The following is a 26,939-nucleotide window of genomic DNA, read 5'->3' as shown; positions in this document are numbered from 1 at the left end:
TACATCAGAGTGCTGATTTTTAACTCTTTAAGATTAAAATATGGGAACATATAGAAAAGGAATATTAGGCTCATTCTCCGGCAAGGTCGGAACGGTGGTGGGCAGCAGTTGGAATGGGGTAGACTACATGCGCAGCTTACCACGCCCCTCAAGCAAAGCACCAACTGATCTGCAAATGATCCAGCGTGCTAAGCTCGGAATGGCGGCTGGCTTCCTGCAGCCAATTAGCGAGGTGGTGAACATCGGCTATAAAAGTCTGGCGGTAAAGAAGACCGGTTATAATGTCGCTACTGCGCAGGTGATTGCCGAGGCGATCATTGGAATTTATCCGAACCTGGAGATTGATTATCCCAAAGTGCTGATCAGTAAAGGGAACTTAACCAGTCCCTGGAATCCTTTGGCTAGTTCACTTGGTGGCAATCTGAACGTGACCTGGCAGGATAACTCCACTTCGGGTACGGCTAAGGCGACCGATAAGGCAGTGGTGCTGGTTTATAACCCCGTGCAGTCGCAGTTCGTCTTTACGCTCGACGGCGATGCCCGCAGTTTGGGTACGGATACCCTTGTTTTACCTGCAAACTTTGTAGATGATACGGTGCACGTGTGGATGGCATTCTACGCAGCCGATAAAAAGACGATCTCTACCAGTGTTTATACAGGAGAGGTTGTGATAGCCTAATTCAATTGGAGCCGGGAAAATCCCGGCTCTTTATTTTAACTGATGAAAAAGAAATCAATTATGGCCTTGTTAGAAAATGGTATCCTCGGAGGTTTCAGCGGAAAAGTTGGAAACATCGTGGGCTACCGGTATAAAAAACAGTATTGCATCCGGAAAATGCCGGTGAAATCCAGCAAACCGTCAACGTTGAAACAATTGGCGCAAAGAGCGAAGTTCGCACTTGCCCTGTCATTTCTTTCTCAGCTTCGACCATTGCTAAAGCCCCTGCCAGAATTAGGTGCAAAACACATCACGGTCTTTAATAGCAGTTTTGCCCGGGTAATGAAAGGTGCAGTTGCCGGAACCTATCCTGAGTTTGCGATTGATTACCCGGCTGTGAAGCTGACTTCCGGAATTCTATACCATGGCTGTCGCCACTTTGTAAGTGCCGACCAAACCAGGCTGACCTTTAGCTGGTGCCCCGGCATGTATAACTGCCGTTTTGAAGGCACTGCCGTACTGCTGGCCTACAACCCCGAAAAGGAACAATGGATTTATCACAGTTCAAACGCCGGTTCCGAAGACCGTTGGGCAGAACTGTACCTGCCCTGCAACTTTCGCGGCGATAGGGTGGAGACGTGGTTGTATTTTGTGTCTGCTGATGGGAAGAAAGTATCGGATAGCGTGTATACCGGTGCGGTGGATATTGGTGGTGCGTTGATTTGTGGCATGGCGATTAATTTGAATTAGGATCAGCTTTCAGGTATCAGCTTTCAGGTATCAGCTTTTTTGCCCTGAGTTAGAATAGGGTCTAGACATAGAACCCTGGCCGATCCTATCGGGCCCACTGAAAACCGCGTCGTTGTGTGTTCATCAGGGGCAGTATTTCATCGGTTGGAGATTGCCGCGGCTCATACCTCCCCGTTTAAATATCTGTGATAGATCCAGATCTCAGAATCGAATGGATCATGAGCCTCGCAATGACGAAGTTTTTGGGCGGCAGAATTCCATTGCTGGATATGCAGAAGATAATATAACCCACTATAGCATAAACCTATAAACCCCTAACCCCATAACCCTTTTTTTAACTAATTCTTCATTCGTAATTAACCCACCCATGGACTTAATCCAAAAATACTACCTCCCCTGGCATTTTCCTTTCAGAAAGGAATTTGCGGGCATACTCATTATTCTTTTACTTTTCATTTTCTTCCCGCACCTCGTCCGGCAGGTTGATTACACAGCTGCGCCCATTGATCCGGGCGCGTTCAGTGCGGTGATCCTGGCGATATCGGCAATGCTCATCTTCAAGGCGGTTACCTGGTGGCTGCTTAAGACGATCTGGCCGGTGTTTACCGATTATTCTACGCATCACTTTGAGCGGAATTTTAAATCCCTGCTGTCATTGCATAAGGTGATCATTTACCTGGTGTTTTATCTGGCACTGCTGTATGGGTTTGTGATGGTGTTGGGGGCGGTGCTCTAGGTATTAGGTGTCAGGTGTCAGCTTAATGCGGGTGATGTTCGATATACGTTTATATCAACGGTCGCCCTGGGCGGAGTCGTGTGTCACCCTGAGTGGAGTCGAAGGGGACTTCCATCAAGCATTTCCGCTCAGCCTGACAAGGCCATTACCATTAGTAGGGTCAGTTTGGTAATCCTGACCGTTGAGGGTGTCATCCTGAGCGGAGTCGAAGGAGACTTCCACAATCATTTAAGTTTTAAAATTAACAGTGCGAAATCCCCGGAGGCCTGGCTTCGACTCCGCTCAGCCTGACAGGGCCTGTACAAATTAAAAAATCAAAATATGAAAGCACCAATCTTCATCATCAGTATAATAAGCCTTACCAGTCTTGGCTTACCCCGGCAGTTAGTAAGCCCCAAATCAGCAGACCTCAAAAGAAACCAGGTACAACAGATCTATACCGCTGAGCTTGGTGTCAGAGAAAAAGCCGGCAAGAACGACGGCCCCAGAATCGAAGAATATCTCCGCCATGTCAAACTCAAGAAAGGTGATCCCTGGTGCGCAGCGTTTGTGTGCTGGGTTTTTGATCAGGCTGGAGTTTCTAATCCACGTACGGGCTGGTCGCCGGGCCTGTTTTCGAAGTCGAAAGTGATTTGGGAGAGGAGGAAAGTAGCAGGTGAAAAAGTGGCAGTAGCAGGGAAGGAGGGAGTAGCAGAAAGGAAAGTAGGAGGAAGAAAGATAGTTGCAGGAAAAGGAGTTGCAGAAGCAGTCAAAAGCCTCCCACAAAAAGGTGATGTCTTCGGGATCTGGTTTCCGGATAAAGGCCGCATAGCTCATGTTGGCTTTGTGGATGTCTGGAGCCAAAAATGGATGATCACGGTGGAAGGCAATACCAACGAAGCAGGTAGCAGGGAAGGCGATGGGGTGCTACGAAAACGACGGATGGTTAGCTCTGTGTGGCAGGTTTCGGATTTTATTACACAATGAAAGACTTCGGAATGTGCAAATGTGCAGATGTGCAAATGGGGTAGCTGGGGTGATCCTATATCTAGCACCGACTAAGCCTGAGTTGATCGCTATACTGCATTAATAACAAAAGAAATAAACCGATAAAAGAGAAACCCTATCCGCTATGTAAGGCCTACAGAAAACCTCTCCGTTCACCTCTTCTTCCGCATTTTTCAATGTGGCCGGCACAGACAAAGCCTACCTACTGACTTACATAACATTTAAAGCAGCGGCGGGATTTATTCAAATTGTTTATTGTTTTTATTAGCATGAATGGTCTCCCTTGCGGTCGGCATTTGGTTACTTTTTTTTCCTGTTGAAAAAAAGTGACACCCGCGGTAGCGACTGAAGAAGATAATTAACAGTTTCTGGTTTCTTCAGCTATGGACGAAGACAAAGCACTATCAAAGGGTAGAGTTTCATCGGTTGGAGATTGCCACGGCTCATCTAACCTGATTCAATTTCTGTGCTGAACCAAACTCTTAACATCTGTCGGCATTTTGAGCCTCGAAATGACTAGATAATCAAGGCAGCATTTCATCGGTTGGAGATTGCCACGGCTCATACTAACCTGTTTCAATTTTCTGTGATGAACTAAGCTCTTAACATCTATTAACATTTTGAGCCCCGCAATGACGAGATAATCGAAGGCAGCATTTCATAAACCTATAAACCCATAAACCTATAATCCCCTAACTCAAAAACCATGAAGATTGGCGGCTCATACTAACCTGTTTCAATTTTCTGGGATGAACTAAGCTCTCAACATCTATCAACATTTTGAGCCCCGCAATGACGAGATAATCAAGGCAGCATTTCATAAACCTATAAACCTATAAACCTATAAACCCATAAACCAATAATCCTTTAACCCAAAAACCATGAAACTAACCATACCAACCCCGCAACCAGATATAAGATTGGTAAACGTCCATATCCTGGGTATCTGCCTTACCCTCATAACTGCCTGTTCAGTATTTAAAGAAAAGATTTTCCTCCAGGCTGATAGCTTGCAGAAGCAAAACATACGGAGGGAAACAAAAGCCAGGGAAAGCACTCAAGTCGACGCAGTGCGTATATATAATCACCAGGATTCCTCCGAAAAACAATCCTTCACAGAGATCTTTCCGGAAGGCCGTTTCAATTATTCAGCTAAGGATGGTTTTACTGGAATTGCTAGCCGCCTTGTTATAAATGAGCAGCTTAAAGCAGGCTCGAAAGAAAGTGAGTCCATGAGAGCCAATGTCATAAATAAGACTGCGTCGAACACCACGGAAACTGAGCGACAACTGACTCAAACACGTTTGAAGGAGAAAGCTCTAAATACCCGGAATTATACTTTATGGTATCTGGTCGCACTGGCATTGATTTTTGCACTAGTTTACTATTTCCGGAGTATATTCAATTGAGACACGATAATTAAATTTATTTAAGATCTCATTAACTCGCCAGTCTGGTAACCCAATGTAGATCAAACCACTACATTATATTGAGACTCCCAACGATATAATAGTTGACAGATAATCCATTATTTGCACTCACTATTGGTCATGCAAACCGGCATACATTTTAAGAAAGAAAGCTCATGATAACTTTTTTGCTTCTTAGCAAATCCTTTAAAGAAAAATGGCCCAGGAAGCACATCTTTGATAGTTTGGGAATCTCACTGTTATTCGATTTTCTGCTGCTTTGTCCGATAGTGGTTTATGCACAAAAGTTTATTGGGATCTGACCGGCAAAGAGATCAAATTCCAGGTACTACACCAGTGTGAATTGTTTAAACCAATTGTTCAAACCTCCAACCTGTTTGTTTTTTTAACGATATCTCTTATTACCTGATCCAGTTCTTTGGCCGACGCTGCCAGGGCATCAAACAGTTCGCATGTGTTATCCAGCGAGTGACTGTTAATCAAGTCCACAATACCGAGAATGCGGGACAGCGGGGCTCTGACGACATGGGATTGAGCCCAGGCAATTTCACGCAGTTTAGTGTTTTGATCTTCGATTTCAGAGATATACTGCTTGCGTTGGGTGATATCCCTGATAAACGCGCAATAGAATGGTTTTCCTCCGTTTTCAATTGGAATAATAATTAACTCTATCGGAAATTCTGCCTGCTTGCGATTGATGGCATAAACCTCGACAACCTTATTAATGATCGTTGATACGCCGCTTTTGATAAACTGCCTCAGTGTGTTTTTAAGTGTTTTTCGATATTTTTCAGGAAGGACGAAATCTGCAAGGTCTTTCCCTAACATTTCCTCACTTGTCCAGCCGAATAGTTTCTCCGCCTGGTTGTTCCATAAAGTAACATGTCCGTTGGGTTTCATGCAGATGATTGCATCCAGGGCTGAATTCATGATCAAACGGGCTATTTGCTCAGTTTTCCTGATATCTTCTTCCGCCTTTACACGTTTGGTGATATCCTTGCCCACACAGTAAGATAGTCTGTCATTTTCATCCCAGTAGGCACTCCAGCTCATGATGATCATGTCACCATCCTTCCTTCTGCAGCGGTTTTCAAAGCTCTTTACCACCGGGCCGGTTTTGATATCGCTTGACATTTTCTCCATGCGTTCTTTATCGCTTTGATCAATCAGATCTGAATAAGGTTTGCCTTCCAGTTCTTCCGGCAAATAACCCAGGAGAGTCAGGGATGCCTTGCTTACCTTGACAAATTTTCGGTTCTCATCAATAGTGCAGATAAGATCTAGCGAGGAATCCATAATCTTTTGGAGCTCCGCCCGGCTCTGTTGCAAGTCATTGTTAGCCTGAACGGTGTTCGTAACATCTTTTGCGATACCGTAGACACCTACAATGGAATTGGTTACGATGATGGGTAAGTTCGTTACATTAACTACAAGTCTTTTGCCCTTTGCGGTTATCATTCCGGTATGATAATTTTGTATTTCCCCGTCACAGGCTTTCTGGAAGTGCACTCTTACTTTTTCCAGGTCTTCCGGGGCCACAAATGGTATAAAGGTCTTTACCATCAGTTCCTCCATAGAACACTCTGCGAGTTGCGCCAATCCATTATTTGCACTGTTAAAGCTGCCGTCTATAGAGAATGAAAATACCGCATCCGGATTGTTATGAAACAGGGAAAGATATTGTTCCTGGCTTTTAAGCAATTCCACACTGGCTTTTTTTTCCCGCTCATGAGCAAGGATCTGGTCTGTAATATCCCTTGCAGCATGCACGATGAGTATGACATCGCCCTGTTCGTTTAAAACCGGAGAGTTTTCATAATTCCAGTACTTTAACTGGTATTGCTCAGTACCATGAACAGGCGCATTGCTATATTTCTGAATAGTCAGGGTGTGGCCGGTTTTGGTAGTCATGACCTGCTCCAGCGAGTTTTTCATGTCGAATCCCGCGTCAGACCCCGATTCAGAAAGATTTAGCAGAATAGCTTCAAGCAGCCCTTTACCGATCAATTCGTGTTTGCTCGTTTGCATTAACCGGCAATATGCTTCATTAGCCTCTAGAATAGTGAAGTGCGGCTGATCATTCAGCAGAACCAGGCTTGGAACCTGAGAGGCATCGAAAAGGGCTTCATAGTGTGTAAATTTAGACATCAAGCAAAATTTTCTTTTTTATACATGCAATCAAATACCTTACTCTTCGCAAGGTTCACTTTGTGCTTAAAGATATAAGCTGCGACAGCGGTTATTTATAGTATGATCACCGTTTTTGCTGTAGTTTAAAATGCGACAAGCCACAGAATATACCAGCGGGGCTAAGGTTCCCCGGCGGTGTTGTCAGAACGACCTGATCTGTACTGTACGTTCTCTGTAGTAAGTAATATACCCTGGTATCATGCCGGCTGCAATAAGTTTTCGAAAGGCTGCTTCCGCTTCTTTCCGGTCTTTAAATCCGCTGATATGCAACCGAAAGTAACTACCGTCCCTGACCGGATAAGAGGGACGATCTAACGTTTTTAAGATCATTTCCTGATTTTGTTTGATCACAGCCGGGTCAGAAGACTTTTCGGTAACCACACGGAACCGGACAATGCCCTCTTCCGCCGGCTTTATTTCTGCTTGACTTGCCGGAATCTGGTCTGAGGCTTCGATTGAAATAGCAGATTGCTCAGGCAATTTAGATAGACGAGAGGGGGGATTTTCCGGAGAACCCGTTACGGCAGTGGATTTTTGTTTAACCTCCACCACCTCTGCCCTGTATTCTGATATAAAACCTTTCTCTAACCCGACGGCAACTAACTTTTGGTGATCCTGCACCGCAAGCTCGTTATCGCGATACCCGGAAATCAACACCCTGTAAGTTTGTCCGTCCTTAACCGTGAACGATGATTTGTTCAGTGTTTTAAAGATCAGTTGCTGTATCTTTCTGATGCCTGCCGAATTGGATGCTCTGCCTGCGATAATCTGAAACCGGACACTGGCTTCTTTAGTTGCCGTTTTAAAAATTGCTCTCGGGGCCATAACATATGCGTCCTTTAAGCCATGCCGGGCTAATACAGGTAAGAAGTCTTCCGCATCACTTCTGTTTTCGAAGCCCGAAATGCTGAGCTGATAGGCGTTATTACCTTCAAAATAGATTCTGACGGCATGACTGTATTGCAGCATCAGGTTGTTTTGCAAATTAATGGCGGTGGACCTGTCGCCAATTGCGTTTATTCTGATTGAGAATCCGGCATCATTCACTGTGCCGGCGTCAGGATCATTGCCCGGCGACGGCAGTTTGGCTTCAGGCATCATTTGAGTGCCTCCGTCAACAGGTTGGGCTATGCTTCTTCGTGAAGGCTCTCTTTTACGCAGGTTTAAGTTTTCAATAGTAAGCATGACTGCTGGCTTCACATCTTTTGTGTTCACCTCAGCCAGCGTGCTGTTGATGTCTCTGGCAAGATGGTTTTCTGCTAAAGTGTCTGAGGAAGATAGCTGCAACGGGGAAGCAACTGCTTTATTAGTTTCGGTGTTCCACAGTTTAAAACTGATATCACTAACTATATCGCCTTCTATAGAAAGAGCGATAGTAAAAGACCTCGAATGGGGTGCCGCTGTCATTTTTAATTTAGCCAGCTGAGCGCTATCTATACGGGCAGTATAAGCGCCGGGCACAAGACCCAGGAAATTGATATAACCGTCGCTTTCGCTGAGGGTTCGGGCCGCAGGAACACCTTCACGGTAAAAGTTTACAATGACTCGTCCTTGTCCTGTTGAATCAACGGCGGTTCCGTAGATCATACCCGAGACTTCGCCGCTGACCATCACCGGCACTTCGATCAGTTTAAGTTTATTGGGTTCGACAGTCACTTTGTAGGCGGCATTTTTTAATTGCCAGGCTATATTATCAAAGCTGCTGCGGTTCAGTTCAAGCAGGTAACTGTTATAGGGTTCAAGATCAAATACTTGCACGGTTGTATCTTTAAGGTTATTTTGAACACGGCCTCCGTTGATCTTTAATTTAAGACCCGGTAATTTAGGTTCGTTCTTATCGCGCCGGTTATTCTGGTTCAGATCCAGGAAAGGCGAAATAATCAGTCCTCCCCGTCCTACGTTTGTCCGGTTATTCATCTTAAAGTACCTGGTGCCGGCATCTAAAAGCCCGCCGCCACTCAAGGATTGCATAAAAATGGCCCGGTTATCAGTCTGCCTGACCGAGAACGACCCGCGTGCAAAGGAAAGGTCAAACCGTAAGCCCAGGGCAAAGCTTTGGATATTGTAATTAAAATTATTCTGATAAGACATGTTAAGGAAGCCCCGTTCGAATACCTGTTTTTCCATTTCTGCCCTGAGTTCATTAATCCGCTGGAATTTATACCCGTATTCGACCTGGGGTCTGAAGGTAATACCCGTGGGAAGCCTGAAGGCCATAGCCAGGTTACTATATACGTTTAAATAATCATCATTGATCATTTGAGCATAGGTAGACAGGTTAGCGCTGATTCCTTTCATGGAGGCTGACAGAAGCAGATCGGCAGTTGTTTGTTGTGTACTTGAATAAATTACCTGGTTAAAGCTTAAACGGGAAAATCCGGCAATATGCTGACTTCTGAACGGCTTGGAGATCATAGCCTTACGTTCTTCCAGGAAGTTCTGAAATAGTGCCTGCTGTCCCTTCTGATACTTAATATAATGTAATTCGAGTAAGAGATCTGTGGGCATCCGGTAATTCAAGATCGCTTTCGCACGAACTCCATGGGTGTAATCTGCCAATAAGAGCAAATTTGAGCTCAGCCTGACAGAGGCGTTAAAAAAAGGCATGACGTTGCCGGAATATAATGAGGATAAATACTCAAGCCCGGTGCCTATTGTGATCCTGTTATTGATTCCGTATTTCAGATCCAGCCGTGAAAACCGGCTTTGCTTTCCGTCTTCCAGCAGGCCGGCACTCAAAGTATATTCCAGTTCATTCTTCGGAAGAAAATTGTAGGGTACACTGATCTTTTGCTCTTTCAAACGTTCTTCTCCCCATGGGCCAAAAAAACGGAGCTTTACTGCCGTGTTACCATAGATCATGGGTACCTGGAAGGTGAAAAATCCGGAGGCGTCTGCCTTTATGTAATCTATCAGAACGTCGTTTACATAAAGTTCAACTATCCATTCAGGCTCGGTGAAGTCAGACAATGTATAAGTTCCGAACGACCTGCGGTAGGTTGTAGGAGTGTTTGTAAACTGCAAACCCACAACCGGGGCATAAAGCGAAGATGTGGATTGTACAGGGATCTTTCCGGCTTTGACCTGGCGTAAGGCTTTCTGGTCATTATTGACATATCGCCAGAGATAATGCTGTTGTCGTAAACTAAAGTCTTGGCGGGTATGATAATTAAGAGCGATATTTGCTTCTCCTCCCTCAATGATGGTACCCAGACTCAGGTTTAACCGGGTGTCCTGAAGTCCTTTCTCTTGCCAGGTAGAGTTTACCGCCCAGTCAAAATTCCCCAAATTAAATGCCGGGGAATTTCGAAAAATGCTGGTGTCGGCCTGTATTTCGCGTTTAAGCTTGCTGATATTATTCCGCATCATGTCCTGACGTCTTTCACGGATAACCGGCAGATCGAGTTTGGTTTGGAGATTAACGGAAAGGCTCCGGAAATTAAACTCACAATGAAGGCTGAAAACTTTACCGAATACTTCTGAACGAAGATATAAGCCAGTTAAAGTTTGCATCAGGGCATCAGGCCCTAAGGGATACGCTTTATCTCCTAAGAGAATCTGGTTCTTCGTTTTATCTATCACATAGCGATTGTTTTCAAAGAGGAAAAAACCGCTTATTGACTCATAATCCGCAGAAAGCTGGTTATTTATTTTGAGAAAGTCAAACAGGTCGGTTATTGAGATATAAACTTCTTCTTTTTTAATGATGGCCTCCAGCTCTCTACCACCCAGACCTGAAACGTTTAAGAATACGGAGACTTCATCAAAAAGTATTTCATCTTCAGCATAGGCTTGCTGAGGGAAAAGTAATATAAAAAGGGAAATAATGCAGCCAAAGGCAACATGCAACAACAGAAACCGCTGTCCTGCTTGTTGTAAAACCCTTTTTGTCATGTTTGTTCAGGTTAGAAGGCCCTGATTATTGATAATTAAAAGTAATAGAGAATGTTCCCTGGTAAATCCCGGGGGGATTGGCTGTCGCATCACCAACTATTAATCGACCGCTAAAACTTATTCTTGTACGCTCAGGGACAACTGCTTTGGTAATAAGAGGTGACGCCGGATTGCTTCCGGTTATTTCCAGTGCCATGCTTCCCCCTTCTGTTCTGTTTAATGTGGAATTTGGGCTGCTAATAGAAATCACTGCGTCTGCCGGGGCTTCGATATCAAAGATGGCTTGAGATACTAAAGTACCCGAATTCAGAAGGACAATATCACCGCTCGATGAACGTAAGCCCTCTGTAGAAACGGTGATGCTTCCGCCGGCATTTCCCTGGTAAAATGTTCCGAAGTTAAAATCCTGAATCGTGTATACGGTAACCTGAGAATTTGCTGAGAAAGATATCAGCAGGAGCAGAAAAAGCAAAAGATGACTGCACCATTTAATGGCGATATTAAAATTGTTCATTTTCGTTAGTCATTCCCGTATTTTCTTATTCTGATGAGCTTATAGTTATTTTTTGGCAGGCGCCAGGAAAATTGCTAATCAAGAGCAAGTTCAGCCATCGCCAATGTTTCAGATTTACCGTTTGCAGAGGCCGTGTAAATCAATCTTAAAGCTCCTGTACGGTAGTCAATTCCTGATTTACCATCCAGTGTAATTTTTACTTCTCTTACAAGGTTTGGAGTATACACGGATACGCCATTGATTTGAGCTGCCTGGGTAACTTTACCTTGAATTGACGTATGTAATACAGTAAGATCGCCATAAACAGACATAGTGCCGCTACGGTTAAAGCTGGCTTTAAGAACTGGTGGTGACCCGGGCCAATGTTCTATTTCAAGATTTGAAAGGTTAATCGTTGAATTAGACTTTCCTAATCGTATAATTATTGGTATACTAATTCCAAAAACGGGTACTAATTGAACAGATACATTAGTTGTATCCTTTATAGCGGATTTTTCGTCAAGCGGATTTTCTTTGGGTACGGCCCTGAAATAGAGATGCGAACGGTATTCTCCTGGTAACAGTTTACTGGTTTGGGCTACCTGGACTTTTACAACCTGTGCCTCATTAGGTGCTAGTGTAACAGTGCGCGGAAAAATGCGGAGATATTTATCTGCGAAATTTTGTCCCGAATCTGGTTGGGTAATCTGCTCAAAATTTCCATTCTCTTTCATCCGGATCTGAATGAAAGAAATTACATAGCGGGCAGTATCTTTTCCTGTATTGGCCAGGTTGATCTCCTCTGATCGCATTGATTCATTAAATATCACCCTTTTCGGGCTGATCAGCAGATTTCCCTGGGCCACGGCATTTGATGTACTACATAGAATAAAAAAAAATAGAATAGAAAAAATTAATACTAAAAGTGTTTGTGGACAACGTTCAATTACTCGAGTGGGCATTTTTGCCATTAGTTTTTGATTCTTACTGTTTATAAAAAAAGCGCTGTCTACAGCAGCGCTTTTTTTATAGAACTCTTTTTAGTTATAGTTAACTGTAACAGTTAGATCTGTGGTGTTGGTGTAACTTCCTGCCGCCTGTGCAGCGGCAACAGTAAGTGTGGCACCTACATTCAAGGTTTGAGTACCTGCAGTTAACGCTCCTGTACCTGAAGGAGTACTTGTAAATGTGGCAACTGCCATTGTGTTAACACCGCTTGTTAAGTTGAAAGTGCCAGGCAATGTTATAGCATAAGAATTCGTGCCTTCACCGTTTACAGTGAAGGAAGCTGCTGCAACGGTGCCGGCAGCTGCGGGCAGAGTCACACCGCCTGTTGCAGACCGGCCTGAAGCTGGTGTCAATATTACGGTACCACCTGTTGCGGTTGCAACAGCGATATTACCAAAATTCATATCAGTTACTTTGAGGATACTGATAGGGGTGATAATCGTAGCAGATGCTGTAGCAGGATCTGAAGTTGCCTGGGCATTAACTGTCGTAGAAAACCCGAACATCACTGCTGCAAGGGCAAGTAATTTTGTAAAATTTTTCATCATATTCTGTTTTTAAATGGATTGAGTACTGAATAATAGGAGCTTGCAAAACTTTATACCCTATGATTCCGTGCACAAAAGTAGATGCCATAAACAGGTAATTATATAGACGGATCGATGGTTTTGCTGTAGCTTAAACAACTACAGATCAGGTTGGCTGCTACAGTTTGTGCAGATGATGAAACATATCTGCCGAAAATGCAGTAAAATGATAACGCATAATTAATCATTTGGAACCTCTGGGTTGACAAATCCTTTGCCGGAATGAGTAAATCCATTTACATTTTATTGAAATTCAACCAGCTAACTGATTTCGGGAAGCAATAAAAGCACAGAAATACTGAGTAACTATTTGCAATATTTTTCTGATCGTGCCAGATGAAGGAAACTAATAATTTGACTCAATCGTTAGATGATCTTACAGTCAGTCAACCAGGTTAACTTTAGTCATCTTCTATTCATTTACTTTATTCACCAGCAACATATAAGGTTGCTACCACATAGATTAACATGTCGCTTAAAGATTATTCATGGGCCATATTTGATGCGGCTCCCACACCTGGTCTAATACTGCAACCTGAATCACCTGACTTTATTATTGCTGAGGTAAATGAAGCTTATCTGCAGGCTTACGACATTCGACGCGAGCAATTAACAGGAAAGCACTTTTCCGAGATTTTTAATAACACTCCGGTTAATTTCACCGAAAACTCAAAACTAAACTTGTCTGCTTCTCTCAGGTACGTGATGGAAGAAAAAAGGACTCACAAAATAGATCTCCAGCGGTTTGCTCATCAGCCGGTTGACAGCTCCGGTTCATTGTTAAGGTATTGTGAAATAACTAATACCCCCGTATTTAATGCGTATGGAACTATTTCATACATACTTCATACCTCCGAAGATATTACTAAACAGGTGTTAATGAAAAGTGCCTTTCAAACAAGTGAACAGCAATATCAATCGCTTTTTGAGCAAAATCCTGATGCCGTGTTTTCATTGGACAGGAACGGCTACTTCACAAGTGTCAATCAGGCGGCTGTTCACTTATCAGGGTCTCCTGCGGAAGATCTGCTAACGATGCATTTTACTGATTTGTGTGAGACTGAAGATGTCTCCCGGATCAGCGGTTATTTTAAAGATGCGTTGGAAAGAAAGGCTTTTGGTTTCCGGATGCATGCTGTATCTGCCGGCGGTGAGCGATGCCTACTAAGTATAACGGTGATGCCGGTCATAGTTGAAAACCGGGTTCAGGGAATTTACGGAATTGCTAAGGATATAACAGAGCGTGTTAAACTACAGCAGGAAAAAGATCTGGTTACCCGGCTAAGCAAGATCTTTACGGCTGAACTGGGATTAAAAGAATGTCTGGACTTAACATTAAAAGAACTTTGTGTTTACACGGGAACAGAAACTGGCGAAGCATGGATAAGCAATATTGACAACAAGGAGCTTAAGCTATTCAGCCGGGTGGGCATGGATGGGGGTATAGCAGAAGACGATCATACCTGCTGGAAGTCGGAAGATGGATTGATAGGGCAGGCATGGAAACAAAAGAAAACAGCAGTGCTGGATTACTTCGCCACAAACACTGAATGGATCAGGAAAACGTATTCCGAAAATAATAAATTGTTAGCAGGTGTCGGAATACCAATTATTTTTAAGGAGCAGGTTATTGCTGTTTTCGGATTTTACACAACAAACCGGGACGTAATTACTGAATTACCACTGCTAAGCCTGATTCTAATTGAACAGCTGGCAAGCCATCTGCAAAGAAAGAAATCAGAACAGGAGTTTAGCCAGTACTTTGAACTTTCCCCGGATATGCTCTGTATAGTCGGCTACGACGGATACTTTAAACGTGTAAATCCTTCATTTACAAAAGTGCTGGGCTTTTCTGATGAGGAGTTGCTGTCAATCCCGATTACAAAGCTGGTGCATTCAGAGGACATAGAAAGGACCCACCGGGCCATTCACGATCTTGTTAACAACATTAACCCTTATTGCAGCATTGAAAACCGCTATATTACTAAAAACGGTGATGTCGTGTGGATGTCGTGGACATCCAATAGCCTGGCGCAGGAGCAACTGATCTATGCAGTAGCAAGGGACATAACCGAAAAGAAGGATCTTGAAAAAACGGTTGAGAATGAACAGCTACGCTTCCAGCGGATGTTTAATGAAGCGCCGGTCAGTATGTGTATCGTAAAGGGGAAGGACCACACATTTGAAAGTGTAAATTCTTTATATTATAAATTTACAGCAAAAAAAGATTTACTGGGCAAGCCGGCGATGGAGATATTTTCGCAGGACGAAGTTCAGCCTGTTCAGCAATGGCTCGACCATGTTTTTGAAACCGGCGAAACCTTTACCCGGTTTGAGACACCCTTTCAGCTCGACACAAGGGGAGACGGGAACCTCCAGGAGGTATATTTAAATTTTATGTTTCAGCCTTTTAACAATAGCGCGGGGCAGATAGAAGGTATCTTTTATTTTGGAGTGGATGTGACCGAGCAGGTGCAGGTGCGTAAAAAATTAGAAGAAAGCGAAAAGCAATATGTTGATCTGATACAAAATTTACCGGCTGCCGTATTTACCACTGATGCGGAAGGTGCCATAAAGCTGTATAATAAGGCAGCTGTCGCTCTGTTAGGCTTTCATCCCGAGATTGGGAAACCAATTCTGAATGGTGAAATGCAAATTTTTAACCCGGATTTTCTGCCCGTTGAGAAAGGTCAATCCCCTATGGATATTACACTAAGAACCGGAGTTCCTGTTCGTGGTAAGCAGCTTATTGTCAAACAGCCGGGTGGAAAATACCGGTATGTGCTTCCATTCCCTTCGGCTATGGTTGACGCAAATGGCAGACTAGCCGGAGGCGTCAACGTAATCATTGACGTCACTGAACAGAAGCATGCGGAAGAAGAATTACGCAAACTCTCGTTAATTGCTAAACAAACAAATGACGCGGTGATTATCACTGATCCACAAGGTAATATTGAATGGGTGAATGAAGCATTTACCAGGATGACTGAATTTCCATCTGATGATGTTATAGGGAAATCTCGTGCCTTACTTCATGGCCGGGACACAAACCCGTCTGTTATAGCTTTTATAAATAATAATTTAAATAGGATGAAGCCTTTTGAGTGTGAGATCCTAAAGTATACGAAATCCGGACGCCCTTTCTGGGTGGAAGTAAAACACCAGCCTTTGTTCGATGCCAATGGTAAGCTGACACATTATTTTGACATTGAAGCTGATATTTCAGAGAGAAAAGAAGCTTATGAAAAGCTTATGAAATCTGAAAGCGAGATCCGGAAATTCGCAAGGCAGCAAAATGCGATTTTGGAAAAAGAAAGAGCGCGGATTGCACGCGAGATCCATGATGAATTCGGTCAGCAACTTACCGGCCTTAAAATGTCTTTGTCATCGCTTAAAAAACAATTTTTGAATAATCCGGCAAATGCCGAACGGGTTCTGACAACCGTCATGACTGATGTGGATGAAAGTATTCAATTCTTAAGGGAGTTTGCCACTGAATTACGGCCCGGAATTTTGGATACACTGGGACTGTTTCCTTCTATTGCCTGGTTGATTAATGATTTTGAGAAAAAAACGGGTATCAGATCCTCCACAAAGTTTAATGTCAGCGAGGACCAATTCGTGAACGAAAGTCTTTCTATTTGTTTTTTCCGGATCTGTCAGGAAGCATTAACTAATGTGGCCAGACACGCAGAGGCCACGGAAGTACAACTGGAGATGGAGTTGAGCAACGATGTTTTATCTATGAAGATAACCGACAATGGCAAAGGAATTGTGCAGGATAAAATTAATAATCCATTTTCGATGGGCTTGTTGGGAATGCGTGAGCGGGCCGGTTTGGTTGGTGGTAAATTATTCATTAAGAGTGATCAAAAAACAAGAACAACGGTTCACTTTTCAGTTAATATAAATAATGAATAAACGTATCCTGATTGCCGATGATCATTCGGCTATTCGTCGCGGAATTAAGCATATCCTTTCAGAAGAGTTTTCAATGATTGAATTTGGCGAAGCAACCAACTCTCCGGAGGTATTTAAATTGCTTAAATCCGCAGTTTGGGATGTTCTTATCCTTGACCTGGATCTTCCCGGCCGCAGCGGTTTTGATATATTAAAACAAATGAAAACCGAGGGTATTAAGTTGCCTGTATTGATTTTTAGTTTTCACCATGAAGATCAGCTGGCAATCAGGACATTAAAGGCCGGTGCTGCCGGATATCTGAGTAAAGATGCTGCCGATAAGGAGCTGGTTACCGCAGTTAATCAGATTCTATCCGGAAGGAAGTATATCACGCACTCTGTAGCCCAGCAACTGGCGGATCAATTTAGCGTCGAGCCGAATGGGGAATCTCATAACCATTTATCAGACAGAGAATTTCAGATCATGCTGTTAATAGCAGGAGGCAAAACGGTGTCACAAATTTCAGCTGAACTTTCACTCAGTGCGTCAACGGTTAGTACCTACAGATCCAGAATACTGGAAAAAATGCATATGAAGAACAACGCTGAACTGATGAACTATGCAATACGGCTAAACATGGTTTAATATCTGGTCACCGCGACCGTTGTGTTGGTTGATTCTTAAAGTATGGAGCTGAGATTATAATGCTTTAATGAAAGCTATAACCTGGAAGATTCATCCGACAAGAGATCATTCACAGAGTTTTTCCTGGCCTCGTAATGAAGAGGTTTTAAGGCTAGCATTTCTTCGGTTATACAGTAAACCTCGCAATCGCTTGATCGTTATACTGCATTAATGACAAAAGAAACAAGCCGATAAAAGGCGAACCCTAGCTACTATATAAGGCCCACAGAAAACCTCTCCGTTCACCTTTTCTTCCGCCTTTTTTAATTGTGGCAACCACAGGCAAAGCCCAAGTATTAGCTTTAATAACAATTAAAATCAGCGGCGGGATTTATTCAAATTGTTTATTGTTTTTATTAGCATGAATGGTCTCCCTTGCGGTCGGCATTTGGTTACTTTTTTTTCCTGAAGAAAAAATTGACACCCGCGGTAGCGACTACAGAAGGTGGACCATGAAACTAAGTTTTGTTTTAAACCCACCGAAGAACACATAGCAGAAGCACAAGTGATCGAGGCAGTATCTCATCCGTTAGAGATCATTTCGATCCCGATCCTTCATCGGGATTGCCACCACCCATTCCTCCCTGTTCCATTACTAATTCCACCGTAATATTTGTACATTAATTGAGTTTAAAAATCAATCAGCGCGCATGAAAAAAGTCAACGACCGGATCACATTATCTGCAGGGGATCTTTCCAATTACATCTCCTGTGTTCATGTTTCTGCCCTGGATTTGGGGGTTGCTGAAGGCGTGCTGGCGCAGCCACAATATCACGATCCTTTGCTGGACCTATTGCAGCAGCGGGGCAGGGAGTTCGAGCAGGAATACCTTCAGCAAATGCGCGACAAAGGGCTGAGCATCGCTGAGCCGGTTGCGGAATACCTGAACGTTGAGGAAACCATTAAAGCGATGCAGGCGGGCGTTGGATTGATTTACCAGGGGGTGCTGAATAGTGAGCCATGGAACGGACGGTTTGACTTTTTGCAGCGGGTAGAAAAGCCGAGCCTGCTGGGCAGCTGGTCGTACGAGGTGATTGATTCAAAGCTGGCCACGGAAACAAAGGCGGGTACCATACTGCAGCTCTGTCTTTATTCGGAGATGATTGCGGAAATACAGGGGGAGATGCCCGAGTATATGTATGTGATCACGCCGCTTGACGGTTTCACCAGGCAAAGCTACCGTGTGAATGATTACCTGGCTTACCACCGGCTGGTCAAGAAAGACTTGCTTTCGCAGATCAGTCAGGGTGTTGGTGGCCAGACAAGCTACCCGCATCCTGCAGACCACTGCGAGATTTGCCGCTGGTGGCAGAAGTGCGACCGGCAGCGGCGTGATGACGATCATTTGTCTATAGTGGCTGGTTTATCGAATTCGCAGCGGGTAGAGTTAAACAGCCGGCAGGTAGATACCCTGGAGGGGCTGGCTGAGCTGCCTTTGCCCTTTACGTTCAGGCCTTCCAAAGGATCGGTACGCACGTTTGAGAAGTTGAGAGAACAGGCCCGGCTTCAGTATGAGTCGAGAAATACGAACCAGCCCTTATATGAAGTCCTGGAATTTAAACCCGGAAGCGGACTGTTCAACCTGCCGGAACCTTCGGCCGGGGATATCTTCTTTGATTTTGAAGGCGATCCCTTTATTGGAAGCAATGGAATGGAATATCTTTTTGGATGGGTATTCAACCATGAATCTGAACAGGATTACCAGCGAAACTGGGCTTTTACGGCTGCCGATGAAAAGGCCGCGTTCGAAGCCTTTATGGACCTGCTGATGGAACGCCGTTCGCAATATCCCGACCTGCATATTTATCACTATACACCTTATGAGCCATCGGCCTTTAAGCGCCTGAGCGGCAGGTATGGAACCAGGGAAATGGAGTTGGATGAACTACTTCGGGCAGGGGTGTTCGTGGACCTGTACCAGGTTGCAAGGCAAACGGTGATCGCTGGTATTGAACGCTACTCATTGAAAGAGCTCGAAGTATTCCATGAGTTTGAGCGAAAAATGGAATTGCGGGAAGCGGCCCGTCAGCTTCGTACTGCCGAGCGTTTGCTGGAAAGAAAGGATTACAACCTGCCACCGGCGACCATCGAAGCTATTGAAACTTATAACATGGAGGACTGCCTGTCAACTAAGAGTCTAAGGGCCTGGCTTGAAGTGCTAAGGGCGCAGTCGCTTGCCGCTGGTGCGGATATACCGCGTCCGGAAGCCAGGGACGGGGTGGCCAGCGAAGAGCTGACAGCAGCCCAGCAGGAGATTGAACGACTGTATAAACAGCTTGCGGGTGATGTTTCGCTGGAAAGAGAAGAACGGAATCATGAACAGCAGGGGCGGTGGTTGCTGGCCAATATGCTGGACTGGTACCGGCGGGAGAAGAAAGCGACCTGGTGGGAGTATTTCAGGTTATGCGAGTTGCCGGAAGAGGAATTGATGGATGAGAAATCAGCACTGAGCGGTTTGGTTTTTACCGGTGCAAGAGAGCAGGTGAAAAAGAGTGTGGTCGACCGTTATTCTTTTCCACCGCAGGAATGTGAGATCCGCAAAGGAGATGATTTGAAGTCGGCGGGTGGAGAAGGCTTCGGTGAAGTGATCGCTATCGACCTTGTCAAGCAGACGATCGATATAAAGAAGGGGCCAAGTAAGGAAGCTGTTCACCCGGTATCTGTCTTTAAACACGAGAACCTTCCGGATAAGGTAAAAGAAGATGCGATCTTCCGGATCGCCAGTTGGGTAGCAGCGCATGGGATTGATGGTGACGGGAATTACCGGGCAGGGCGGGATCTGTTATTGGGTTATGCACCGCGTTCATCAGCCTTACCCATGGAGAAAGCTAACGCACAGAAGCGGGCGGTAGAATGGGTGCAGATGATCGAAAACGGAGTTCTGCCTATACAGGGTCCGCCAGGAGCTGGGAAGAGTCATACGGCTGCGGAGATGATCCTGACGCTGGTACGGGCCGGCAAGAAGGTGGGCATTACGGCACTTAGCCACAAGGTGATAAGGGGATTGCTGGAGAAAGTGGTACGATCAGCCGCCGAACAGGATTTTGATCTGCGCTGTATTCAGAAGGTAGGTTCCGCATCTGACAATCTGCATCCGCGGATTATGGAGGCAAAGGATAACGGGGAAGTATTAGCAGCGCTTCAGTCAGGCAAGGTGATGGTCGCCGCCGGTACCTCCTGGCTCTGGTGCAGGGAGGAGTTTGCTGAAGCGGTTGATGTTCTGTTTGTGGATGAAGCCGGCCAGTTTTCTTTGATTGATACGGTTGCTGTTTCGCAGGCGGCAAATTCGCTGGTGCTGTTGGGAGATCCGCAACAATTGAAACAGCCCCAAAAGGGAAGTCACCCGGAAGGGACAGAGGTGTCGGCTCTTGAGCATATTCTGAGGGAGCATAAGACCATTCAACCGGAGCAGGGGATCTTTTTAAATGAAACGTGGCGATTGCATCCTGAGATCTGTGACTTCACTTCCGAGCTTTTCTATGAAAGCCTTTTGAACCCGGTAGCAGGATTAGAGAACCAGCTGCTTAGCGGCGACACGCGATTTTCCGGGGCCGGCTTATGGTTCGAGCCGGTGATCCACCAGGGCAATCAAAGTTCCTCAGCGGAGGAGGCCGCTCATATTCAATTACTTATTAGTCAGCTGTGCAACGGCTCTATTTTCTGGACCAACAAAGAGGGGCAGACAAGGGTTCTTACTCTTGATGATATCATGGTTATCGCACCCTATAATTCGCAGGTGGTCCAACTGATCTCCTTATTGCCGCCAGGCGTTCATGTGGGCACTGTAGATAAATTCCAGGGACAGGAAGCGCCAGTGGTTATTTTTTCGATGACGACCTCACGTCCGGAAGATGCGCCACGAGGTATGGGTTTCCTGTACAGTGCAAACAGGCTGAATGTGGCGGTTTCAAGGGCGCGGACTGCATGTATACTGGTGGCGAGTCCGGAGTTATTTAAGCCGAACTGCAAAAACCCGGAGCAGATGCGGCTGGCGAATGCTTTTTGCCGGTATTTGGAGGTGGGGAGGTAGAAAGAGGGTTATGGGGTAGGAGTTTATGGGTTTATAGGTTTATGGGGTTGTGTTTCTACTGGGTTTAGGGTTGGCTAAAGCTGGGAAGAAAGTTGCTATTGACACTCCGGCTAATGCGGGCTGCGGTTGAAGATGACACCCTTTAAAACTGCATAGGTCAATTGCCACAGGCTTTAGCCTGTGGTTACAATTTAAGTATTTTGATGGCTTCAGCCAAAACATGAAGTTTATTTAAGACCACGGCATTATTGGTTCCGGTATTTTTTGTGCTCCAAGCCTGATCCGCTTCTGAAGAGCAGGTTGTTAGATGGTTTGGGTAAAGCCTTTCCTAACAATTGCTATTAACCCTCCGGCTAAAGCCGGAGGCAATTGAAACGAACACCCTTATAAGGCTGGCAAAATATCCCGGAGGCCGCCCTTCGACTCCGCCTCAGGGTGACGTGGTCGACCGAAATAATGAGCGTAAGGGCAGCGTTTCATAGAGTACTGTTTCTAGGTTGATCACTATACTGCATTAATAACAAAAGAAATAAACCGATAAACACAGAACCCTAACTGCTATATAGGGCCCGCAGATAACCTCTCCGTTCAGCTTTCTTCCGCTAGGCGCAGACAAAATATCCCGGAGGCCGCCCTTCGAGCTCCGCTCAGGGTGACAAGGCCCGAATGAAAATAATCAATGTACGGGCAGGATTTCTGTTGGATTACTGAAGCTATGTTGATTGCTATATTGCATTAATAACAAAAGAAATAAACCGATTAACACACAACCCTAACTGCTATATAGGGCCCACAGAAAATCTCTTCGTTCACTTTTCTTCCGCATTTTTAAATGTGGGATGCACAGGCAAAGCCTACCTGCTGACTTTCATAACATTTAAAGCGGCGGCGGGCTTTTTGCATACTTTTTTGCCTGCAGAAAAAAGTATGACCCGCGGTAGCGACTGAAGAAAATACTGCATAAGCTTAAGTTGTTTTGACTCACTAAAGAACATAAGGCAGAGAAATTGTTAAGCAGGGAGGCAGTATTTCATCGGTTGGGGATTGCCGCGGCTCATCCTGGCTCATTACAATATTTGTAATCAAATAAAACCCTCAATATTCATCAGAATTTTGAGCCTCGCAATGACGAATTGATTAATAGCAGCATTTCATCGTTTGCGGGTTGTCACGGCTCATACTGCCTCATCAATATCTGTAATCAAACCAACCCCGATATTCATCAGAATTGTGAGCCGCAATGATGGATGATCAAGGGGGCATTCCATCGGTTGCAATCAGCACAATTGAAATTATTATCCGTGATACTGCCTTTAAATCTAACCGAATAAAGCTGATGCCTGATTGCTGACACCTGATACCTTATAATATATTAAATTGCAGAATTGTATTTCAAAGACCAGCCTGATGTATAGAATCCCTCTTATAATTATTTTACTTCTGAGCAGTAACCTTACATGGGCACAAAAGAAGCATAAAGCGATTTTTTTAATCGCGGACGGCATTCCTGCGGACCTGATCGAAAGTTTGCCAATGCCTCATTTAAAAAAGATGACTGCGCATGGTGGCTTTGCACGCGCCTATGTGGGAGGTGAAAAAGGAAACTATTCTCAAACACCGACCATTTCTGCGGTAGGGTACAACAGCCTGCTGACAGGAACATGGGTAAATAAGCATAATGTTTGGGGAAATGAAATTGAAGCCCCCAATTACAACTACTGGAATATTTTTCGCCTTTTTAAAGCGCAGTATCCTGAGAAGAAAACAGCCATTTTCTCCACCTGGCTAGACAACCGGACCAAGTTGATCGGCAGCGACGCAGCTGCGGCCGGTAATCTGCTTCCGGAGTTCCATTACGACGGGATGGAACTGGATACCATTACCTTTCCTCATGATACTTCGGGCTATTTTTATCATTTGATAGATGAAGCAGTGGTGGATACAGCGGTGGCCACGATCAAGCGAAATGCTCCGGATCTTTCGTGGGTATATCTGGAATACTCTGATGAAATGGGGCACCGGCATGGCAACAGCAAATATTTGACGGATGCGGTGCGGATAGTCGATGATCAGATCGGACGTTTATATGAGGCCATTCAGTTTCGTGAGAAGAATCATAATGAAGAATGGCAGATCTATGTTACTACCGATCATGGAAGAGATAGCAGTGGTTACGGCCATGGTGGCCACGGGGAAAGGGAAAGAGCTATATGGATTGCCACCAATGCCAAAGGCCTGAACAGCTATTTCTTTCATGAGAATCCTGGAATTGTCGACATTATGCCATCACTGGCATCATTCCTCGATGTTCGCATCCCGAAGAAAAAGATGTTTGAAATTGATGGCATACCGCTAACCGGGAAGCTTTCAGCTATAAAGCCGTCAGCTGTGCTGAAGGGTAATAAGATACAACTGAACTGGAAGACGCTGAATCCCGCCGGAAAAGTGAAAATATGGGTGAGCACAACGAATAATTTCAAGTCCGGTGGAATCGACAGCTATAAACTAATGGCCGAAATTCCGGTAAAAAATAGCTCTGCGGTCATTGACGTAACAAACAGTCCTTCGGATTTCTACAAAGTGGTTTTGGAGTTTCCTTACAATGTATTGAACCGTTGGATATTGAAACCTGAATAATTATTGGGGGTAACGGGATCAATTGATGAAATAGAGTTCAGGAACCTGGTTGGCCGGTGATATTCGGCTTGTAATTCTCATACCTGGGAACCTGACATTTCAAGGTATTGCTACTCCCGCCGACTCTCCACCGTATAACTAAAGCTATCAGCCTTATAATATCCCATATTGTATTCAATTGGACGTTCGGCTTTATCGAAGACGAACCGTTTTCTAACCAGGATAGGGCTTGCGGGTTCAATCTCAAGTTTTCCTGCGATGAAGGGATCCGCTGCAGTAGCGCTAATCTCTTCCTTTGAGATATAGGCGACGATAGAATGGTCTTTCTCAAGCATTTCATATAGCGGACGCTTAAAATCTTCATCACCGGTGAGCCCGACACGGGGATGGAAGAAGGACTCGAAGTAAACGAACGGCCCTTCCGGCTGCCCCCGCAAACGCACCAGTTTTAATACCTTTTTGTCCTGCTTTATGGCAAAAAAGTTAGCAACCTGCTCGTCAGGGTAAACCCAGCTGATATGAAGTTCAAAGTTTTTGATTGGGATTCCACGGGCTTGCATCTCCTGGGAAAAGCTTAACCAGTTTTTTGACTTAGAACTTACCGACCGGTTTTGTACTACTTTGGTGCCAACACCCTTTTTGCGGATTAAAAGACCTTCGAACACCAGTCGGTTCAAAGCCTGGCGCAGAGTAGATCGTGAAATGGCCAGCTTCCGGGAAAGCTCTACCTCGTTGGGTAAGAATTTTCCGTTGTGGTATTCAGAAGCATCAATAAGCTGCCTTAGCAATTCCTCCGCCTGAATATGGAGCGGAACCGGACTTTTATGATCAATGGATAACTTCATAGTCGTATAAAAACAAAGGTAGTAAAAAAAGCAGGTTTTGTATGTTTGTACATACATATTGCGGCTTTGTGCCTAAAACCACATTGGTTGCCTTGCAGTCAGCTCTTTAAAGAGCCTAATACCGTTCTAAAATACAAATAAAAAAATATTTGCAATCATTGTTTAATTCTATATGTTTGTACATACTAGCTAACACAGAGCCGGTTCTGTCAGGCAGGTAAGAGATTATCAGCAAATGAAAGCCATAGGAGCGGTTTTCAATTTATTAACAGTATGTGTATACATACGTACAAGCAAATATTATGGATATTGATACAGTCGGTAGTACAAAAGAGTGTGTAGAAGTGCGTAAATCAAACGAAGAGCTGATGCCCGATCGTCTGGAACGTGGAAATGCTGCTTCCGGGGGTTACAATATTTATCCGTCTCACGCGCTGGGAAATGGGCAAATTTTTTCAGGCTATAACACATTGGCCGACTTCCTTTCGGGTAGCAAAGTAGCCATGCTGGATGGGTACGCGGGCATTTACTGGGACAGTATTAAAGAAGACCTGGAGAGTGAATTCAAAAAATTGGGTAAAACCGTTAAGTGGTTTGACACTTCGAAATATTTGAAGCCAGCTTCTGACATAGAGGCTATGGTGGCCCCATTCCTGGGTACTCCGGATTCTGTGTGGGGAACAAAGACGACCCTGGAGATTGGTGATTTTTTCATGCAGGACAGGATAGAGTCTATTTCACAGGATGAAACCGCAGACATTAACATTGTAATAGGAACTGGAGCTTCACTGTGTGGATGGGATGCGACTTTGGTGTATTTCGATCTTCCGAAGAATGAGTTACAGTATCGCATGCGGGCGGGCTCGATCAACAATCTGGGTGCAGTGAACGCGGAGGACGGGGTGAGTATGTATAAGCGCTTTTACTTTGTGGATTGGGTTGTTCTGAACGAACACAAAAAAGCATTACTTGATAAAATTACCGTGTTGGCAGATACCCAGTGGGGAAATAAGGTCAACTGGAGCAAGACTACCGACCTTTACGAAGGTCTCCGGAAAATTTCTCAATCTGTTTTCAGGGCGCGGCCATGGTTTTCACCGGGAGCCTGGGGTGGCCATTATATGAAAGACCGCATCGCCGGTCTGAATAAAGATGCAGTAAATTATGCCTGGTCGTTCGAGCTTATCGTGCCTGAAAATGGGCTGGTTTTTGAAAGCGACGGCTGGTTGCTGGAGATCAGTTTTGATTTTTTAATGTTCAGCCAGTATAAAGCTGTTCTGGGTAAGCACGCCGAACGGTTCCAAACTGACTTTCCTATTCGATTTGACTTTTTAGATACCTTCGACGGAGGTAACCTATCTATACAATGTCATCCATCTTTAAGCTACATTCAGAAAGAGTTCGGCGAGACGATCACCCAGGATGAAACATACTATATGCTGGAAACGAAGGAAGATGCAGTGGTTTACCTGGGCTTTCAGGAAGATATTGACCAGCTTGAGTTTCGCAAAGAGCTTGATGACAGTAACCGTGACGGGAAAAAAGTCGATATAGATAAATATGTGAAGAGTTTGCCCGCCAGGCAGCACGACTTCTTCCTGATACCTAATGGTACTGTTCATAGTGCCGGCTCCGGATCTTTGGTTTTAGAGATAAGTGCGACACCATACATTTTTACCTTCAAAATGTACGACTGGCAACGCATGGACCTGGACGGAAAACCCCGGCCGATAAACATTGAGCATGCATTCAACAATCTGAATTTTGACAGGAGAGGAAATCGTGTGGAAGAAGAATTGGTATCGAAGCCATATATCCTTGACAAGGGCGGCGATTGGTCTGTGTATCATCTGCCTACCCACCCAGACCATTTTTATGATGTCCATCGTATGGAATTTAACACCCGGATAGATGTCGAAAACAATGACGTATGCCATATTCTGATGCTTGTGGAAGGTTCTTCCGTCAGTATTGAAACTGGTGACGGAACGCTTGCAACGTTTCAGTACGCGGAAACTTTTGTGGTACCTGCAGCCGCAGGGAGCTATAAGCTCATAAACTCAGGGCCCGGTGTGGCCAGGGTAGTTAAGGCTTTCGTCAAATAACAA

Annotated in this window: 16 protein-coding genes; 10 read left to right on the top strand and 6 right to left on the bottom strand. The window is 44.7% G+C overall.

Annotated elements, in window-relative coordinates; translation table 11 throughout:
- The first annotated feature begins 40 nt into the window (after window positions 1-40).
- The 5 genes from AC1MCB_RS09210 (at window position 41) to AC1MCB_RS09190 (ending at window position 4,540) form a co-directional block, all read left to right on the top strand.
- Window positions 41-679, top strand: coding sequence for a DUF6266 family protein (locus AC1MCB_RS09210; RefSeq protein WP_479968455.1), 639 nt, complete (start codon window positions 41-43; stop codon window positions 677-679).
- 42 nt (window positions 680-721) lie between these two features.
- On the top strand, window positions 722-1,408 hold the full coding sequence (locus tag AC1MCB_RS09205; protein ID WP_479968454.1) for a DUF6266 family protein: 687 nt from the start codon (window positions 722-724) through the stop codon (window positions 1,406-1,408).
- Window positions 1,409-1,775: 367 nt separating this feature from the next.
- Window positions 1,776-2,144, top strand: a complete 369-nt coding sequence (locus AC1MCB_RS09200; RefSeq protein ID WP_479968453.1) for a hypothetical protein — start codon at window positions 1,776-1,778, stop codon at window positions 2,142-2,144.
- 321 nt (window positions 2,145-2,465) lie between these two features.
- Window positions 2,466-3,110, top strand: coding sequence for a C40 family peptidase (locus AC1MCB_RS09195; protein WP_479968452.1), 645 nt, complete (start codon window positions 2,466-2,468; stop codon window positions 3,108-3,110).
- 902 nt (window positions 3,111-4,012) lie between these two features.
- Window positions 4,013-4,540, top strand: a complete 528-nt coding sequence (locus tag AC1MCB_RS09190) for a hypothetical protein (protein WP_479968451.1) — start codon at window positions 4,013-4,015, stop codon at window positions 4,538-4,540.
- Window positions 4,541-4,921: 381 nt separating this feature from the next.
- On the opposite strand, the gene AC1MCB_RS09185 is transcribed toward AC1MCB_RS09190, so the two are convergent.
- The 5 genes from AC1MCB_RS09185 to AC1MCB_RS09165 all read right to left on the bottom strand — a co-directional run bounded on the left by AC1MCB_RS09185 (window position 4,922) and on the right by AC1MCB_RS09165 (window position 12,694).
- Window positions 4,922-6,709, bottom strand: a complete 1,788-nt coding sequence (locus AC1MCB_RS09185; RefSeq protein ID WP_479968450.1) for a PAS domain-containing protein — start codon at window positions 6,707-6,709, stop codon at window positions 4,922-4,924.
- Between the two features lie 183 nt (window positions 6,710-6,892).
- A complete protein-coding gene (locus AC1MCB_RS09180) occupies window positions 6,893-10,645 on the bottom strand; it encodes a hypothetical protein (RefSeq protein WP_479968449.1) in 3,753 nt (1,250 codons plus the stop codon).
- Window positions 10,646-10,670: 25 nt separating this feature from the next.
- Entirely contained in the window at window positions 10,671-11,159 is a 489-nt protein-coding gene (locus AC1MCB_RS09175) for a DUF4402 domain-containing protein (RefSeq protein WP_479968448.1), read from the bottom strand.
- Between the two features lie 74 nt (window positions 11,160-11,233).
- Complete coding sequence (locus AC1MCB_RS09170) at window positions 11,234-12,004, bottom strand: fimbrial biogenesis chaperone (RefSeq protein ID WP_479968447.1); 771 nt, start codon at window positions 12,002-12,004, stop codon at window positions 11,234-11,236.
- A 174-nt stretch (window positions 12,005-12,178) separates the two neighbouring features.
- Window positions 12,179-12,694 (bottom strand): DUF4402 domain-containing protein, encoded by a 516-nt coding sequence (locus AC1MCB_RS09165; protein WP_479968446.1) that lies wholly within the window; start codon window positions 12,692-12,694, stop codon window positions 12,179-12,181.
- 507 nt (window positions 12,695-13,201) lie between these two features.
- Between AC1MCB_RS09165 and AC1MCB_RS09160 the strand changes: the two genes are divergently transcribed.
- The 4 genes from AC1MCB_RS09160 to AC1MCB_RS09145 all read left to right on the top strand — a co-directional run bounded on the left by AC1MCB_RS09160 (window position 13,202) and on the right by AC1MCB_RS09145 (window position 23,986).
- A complete protein-coding gene (locus AC1MCB_RS09160; RefSeq protein WP_479968445.1) occupies window positions 13,202-16,654 on the top strand; it encodes a PAS domain S-box protein in 3,453 nt (1,150 codons plus the stop codon).
- On the top strand, window positions 16,647-17,279 hold the full coding sequence (locus tag AC1MCB_RS09155) for a response regulator (RefSeq protein ID WP_479968444.1): 633 nt from the start codon (window positions 16,647-16,649) through the stop codon (window positions 17,277-17,279). Before AC1MCB_RS09160 ends, AC1MCB_RS09155 begins: the two co-directional genes overlap by 8 nt.
- Window positions 17,280-17,968: 689 nt before the next feature.
- The gene (locus AC1MCB_RS09150; RefSeq protein WP_479968443.1) at window positions 17,969-21,349 is read left to right on the top strand and encodes a TM0106 family RecB-like putative nuclease; all 3,381 of its coding nucleotides are present in this window, start codon (window positions 17,969-17,971) and stop codon (window positions 21,347-21,349) included.
- A 1,407-nt stretch (window positions 21,350-22,756) separates the two neighbouring features.
- On the top strand, window positions 22,757-23,986 hold the full coding sequence (locus AC1MCB_RS09145; RefSeq protein ID WP_479968442.1) for an alkaline phosphatase family protein: 1,230 nt from the start codon (window positions 22,757-22,759) through the stop codon (window positions 23,984-23,986).
- A gap of 110 nt (window positions 23,987-24,096) precedes the next feature.
- Here AC1MCB_RS09145 and AC1MCB_RS09140 read toward each other — a convergent pair whose 3' ends face one another.
- Entirely contained in the window at window positions 24,097-24,831 is a 735-nt protein-coding gene (locus AC1MCB_RS09140) for a GntR family transcriptional regulator (protein WP_479968441.1), read from the bottom strand.
- Between the two features lie 302 nt (window positions 24,832-25,133).
- Here AC1MCB_RS09140 and AC1MCB_RS09135 point away from each other — a divergent pair, with 302 nt between their 5' ends.
- A complete protein-coding gene (locus tag AC1MCB_RS09135; protein ID WP_479968440.1) occupies window positions 25,134-26,936 on the top strand; it encodes a class I mannose-6-phosphate isomerase in 1,803 nt (600 codons plus the stop codon).
- Window positions 26,937-26,939: the final 3 nt, after the last annotated feature.

The organism is Daejeonella sp. AP26 (genome assembly GCF_056680515.1).
Note: the sequence above shows the minus strand (reverse complement) of the source record. Positions and strands in the feature narration are given on the sequence as shown.

Excerpts from the sequence above, each read along its gene's own strand:
- AC1MCB_RS09205 (WP_479968454.1), top strand. The coding sequence starts at position 722 with ATGAAAAAGAAATCAATTATGGCCTTGTTAGAAAATGGTATCCTCGGA.
- AC1MCB_RS09180 (WP_479968449.1), bottom strand. The coding sequence starts at position 10,645 with ATGACAAAAAGGGTTTTACAACAAGCAGGACAGCGGTTTCTGTTGTTG.
- AC1MCB_RS09135 (WP_479968440.1), top strand. The coding sequence starts at position 25,134 with ATGGATATTGATACAGTCGGTAGTACAAAAGAGTGTGTAGAAGTGCGT.
- AC1MCB_RS09160 (WP_479968445.1), top strand. The coding sequence starts at position 13,202 with ATGTCGCTTAAAGATTATTCATGGGCCATATTTGATGCGGCTCCCACA.
- AC1MCB_RS09155 (WP_479968444.1), top strand. The coding sequence starts at position 16,647 with ATGAATAAACGTATCCTGATTGCCGATGATCATTCGGCTATTCGTCGC.
- AC1MCB_RS09200 (WP_479968453.1), top strand. The coding sequence starts at position 1,776 with ATGGACTTAATCCAAAAATACTACCTCCCCTGGCATTTTCCTTTCAGA.
- AC1MCB_RS09140 (WP_479968441.1), bottom strand. The coding sequence starts at position 24,831 with ATGAAGTTATCCATTGATCATAAAAGTCCGGTTCCGCTCCATATTCAG.
- AC1MCB_RS09210 (WP_479968455.1), top strand. The coding sequence starts at position 41 with ATGGGAACATATAGAAAAGGAATATTAGGCTCATTCTCCGGCAAGGTC.
- AC1MCB_RS09165 (WP_479968446.1), bottom strand. The coding sequence starts at position 12,694 with ATGATGAAAAATTTTACAAAATTACTTGCCCTTGCAGCAGTGATGTTC.
- AC1MCB_RS09150 (WP_479968443.1), top strand. The coding sequence starts at position 17,969 with ATGAAAAAAGTCAACGACCGGATCACATTATCTGCAGGGGATCTTTCC.
- AC1MCB_RS09195 (WP_479968452.1), top strand. The coding sequence starts at position 2,466 with ATGAAAGCACCAATCTTCATCATCAGTATAATAAGCCTTACCAGTCTT.
- AC1MCB_RS09145 (WP_479968442.1), top strand. The coding sequence starts at position 22,757 with ATGTATAGAATCCCTCTTATAATTATTTTACTTCTGAGCAGTAACCTT.
- AC1MCB_RS09185 (WP_479968450.1), bottom strand. The coding sequence starts at position 6,709 with ATGTCTAAATTTACACACTATGAAGCCCTTTTCGATGCCTCTCAGGTT.
- AC1MCB_RS09190 (WP_479968451.1), top strand. The coding sequence starts at position 4,013 with ATGAAACTAACCATACCAACCCCGCAACCAGATATAAGATTGGTAAAC.
- AC1MCB_RS09175 (WP_479968448.1), bottom strand. The coding sequence starts at position 11,159 with ATGAACAATTTTAATATCGCCATTAAATGGTGCAGTCATCTTTTGCTT.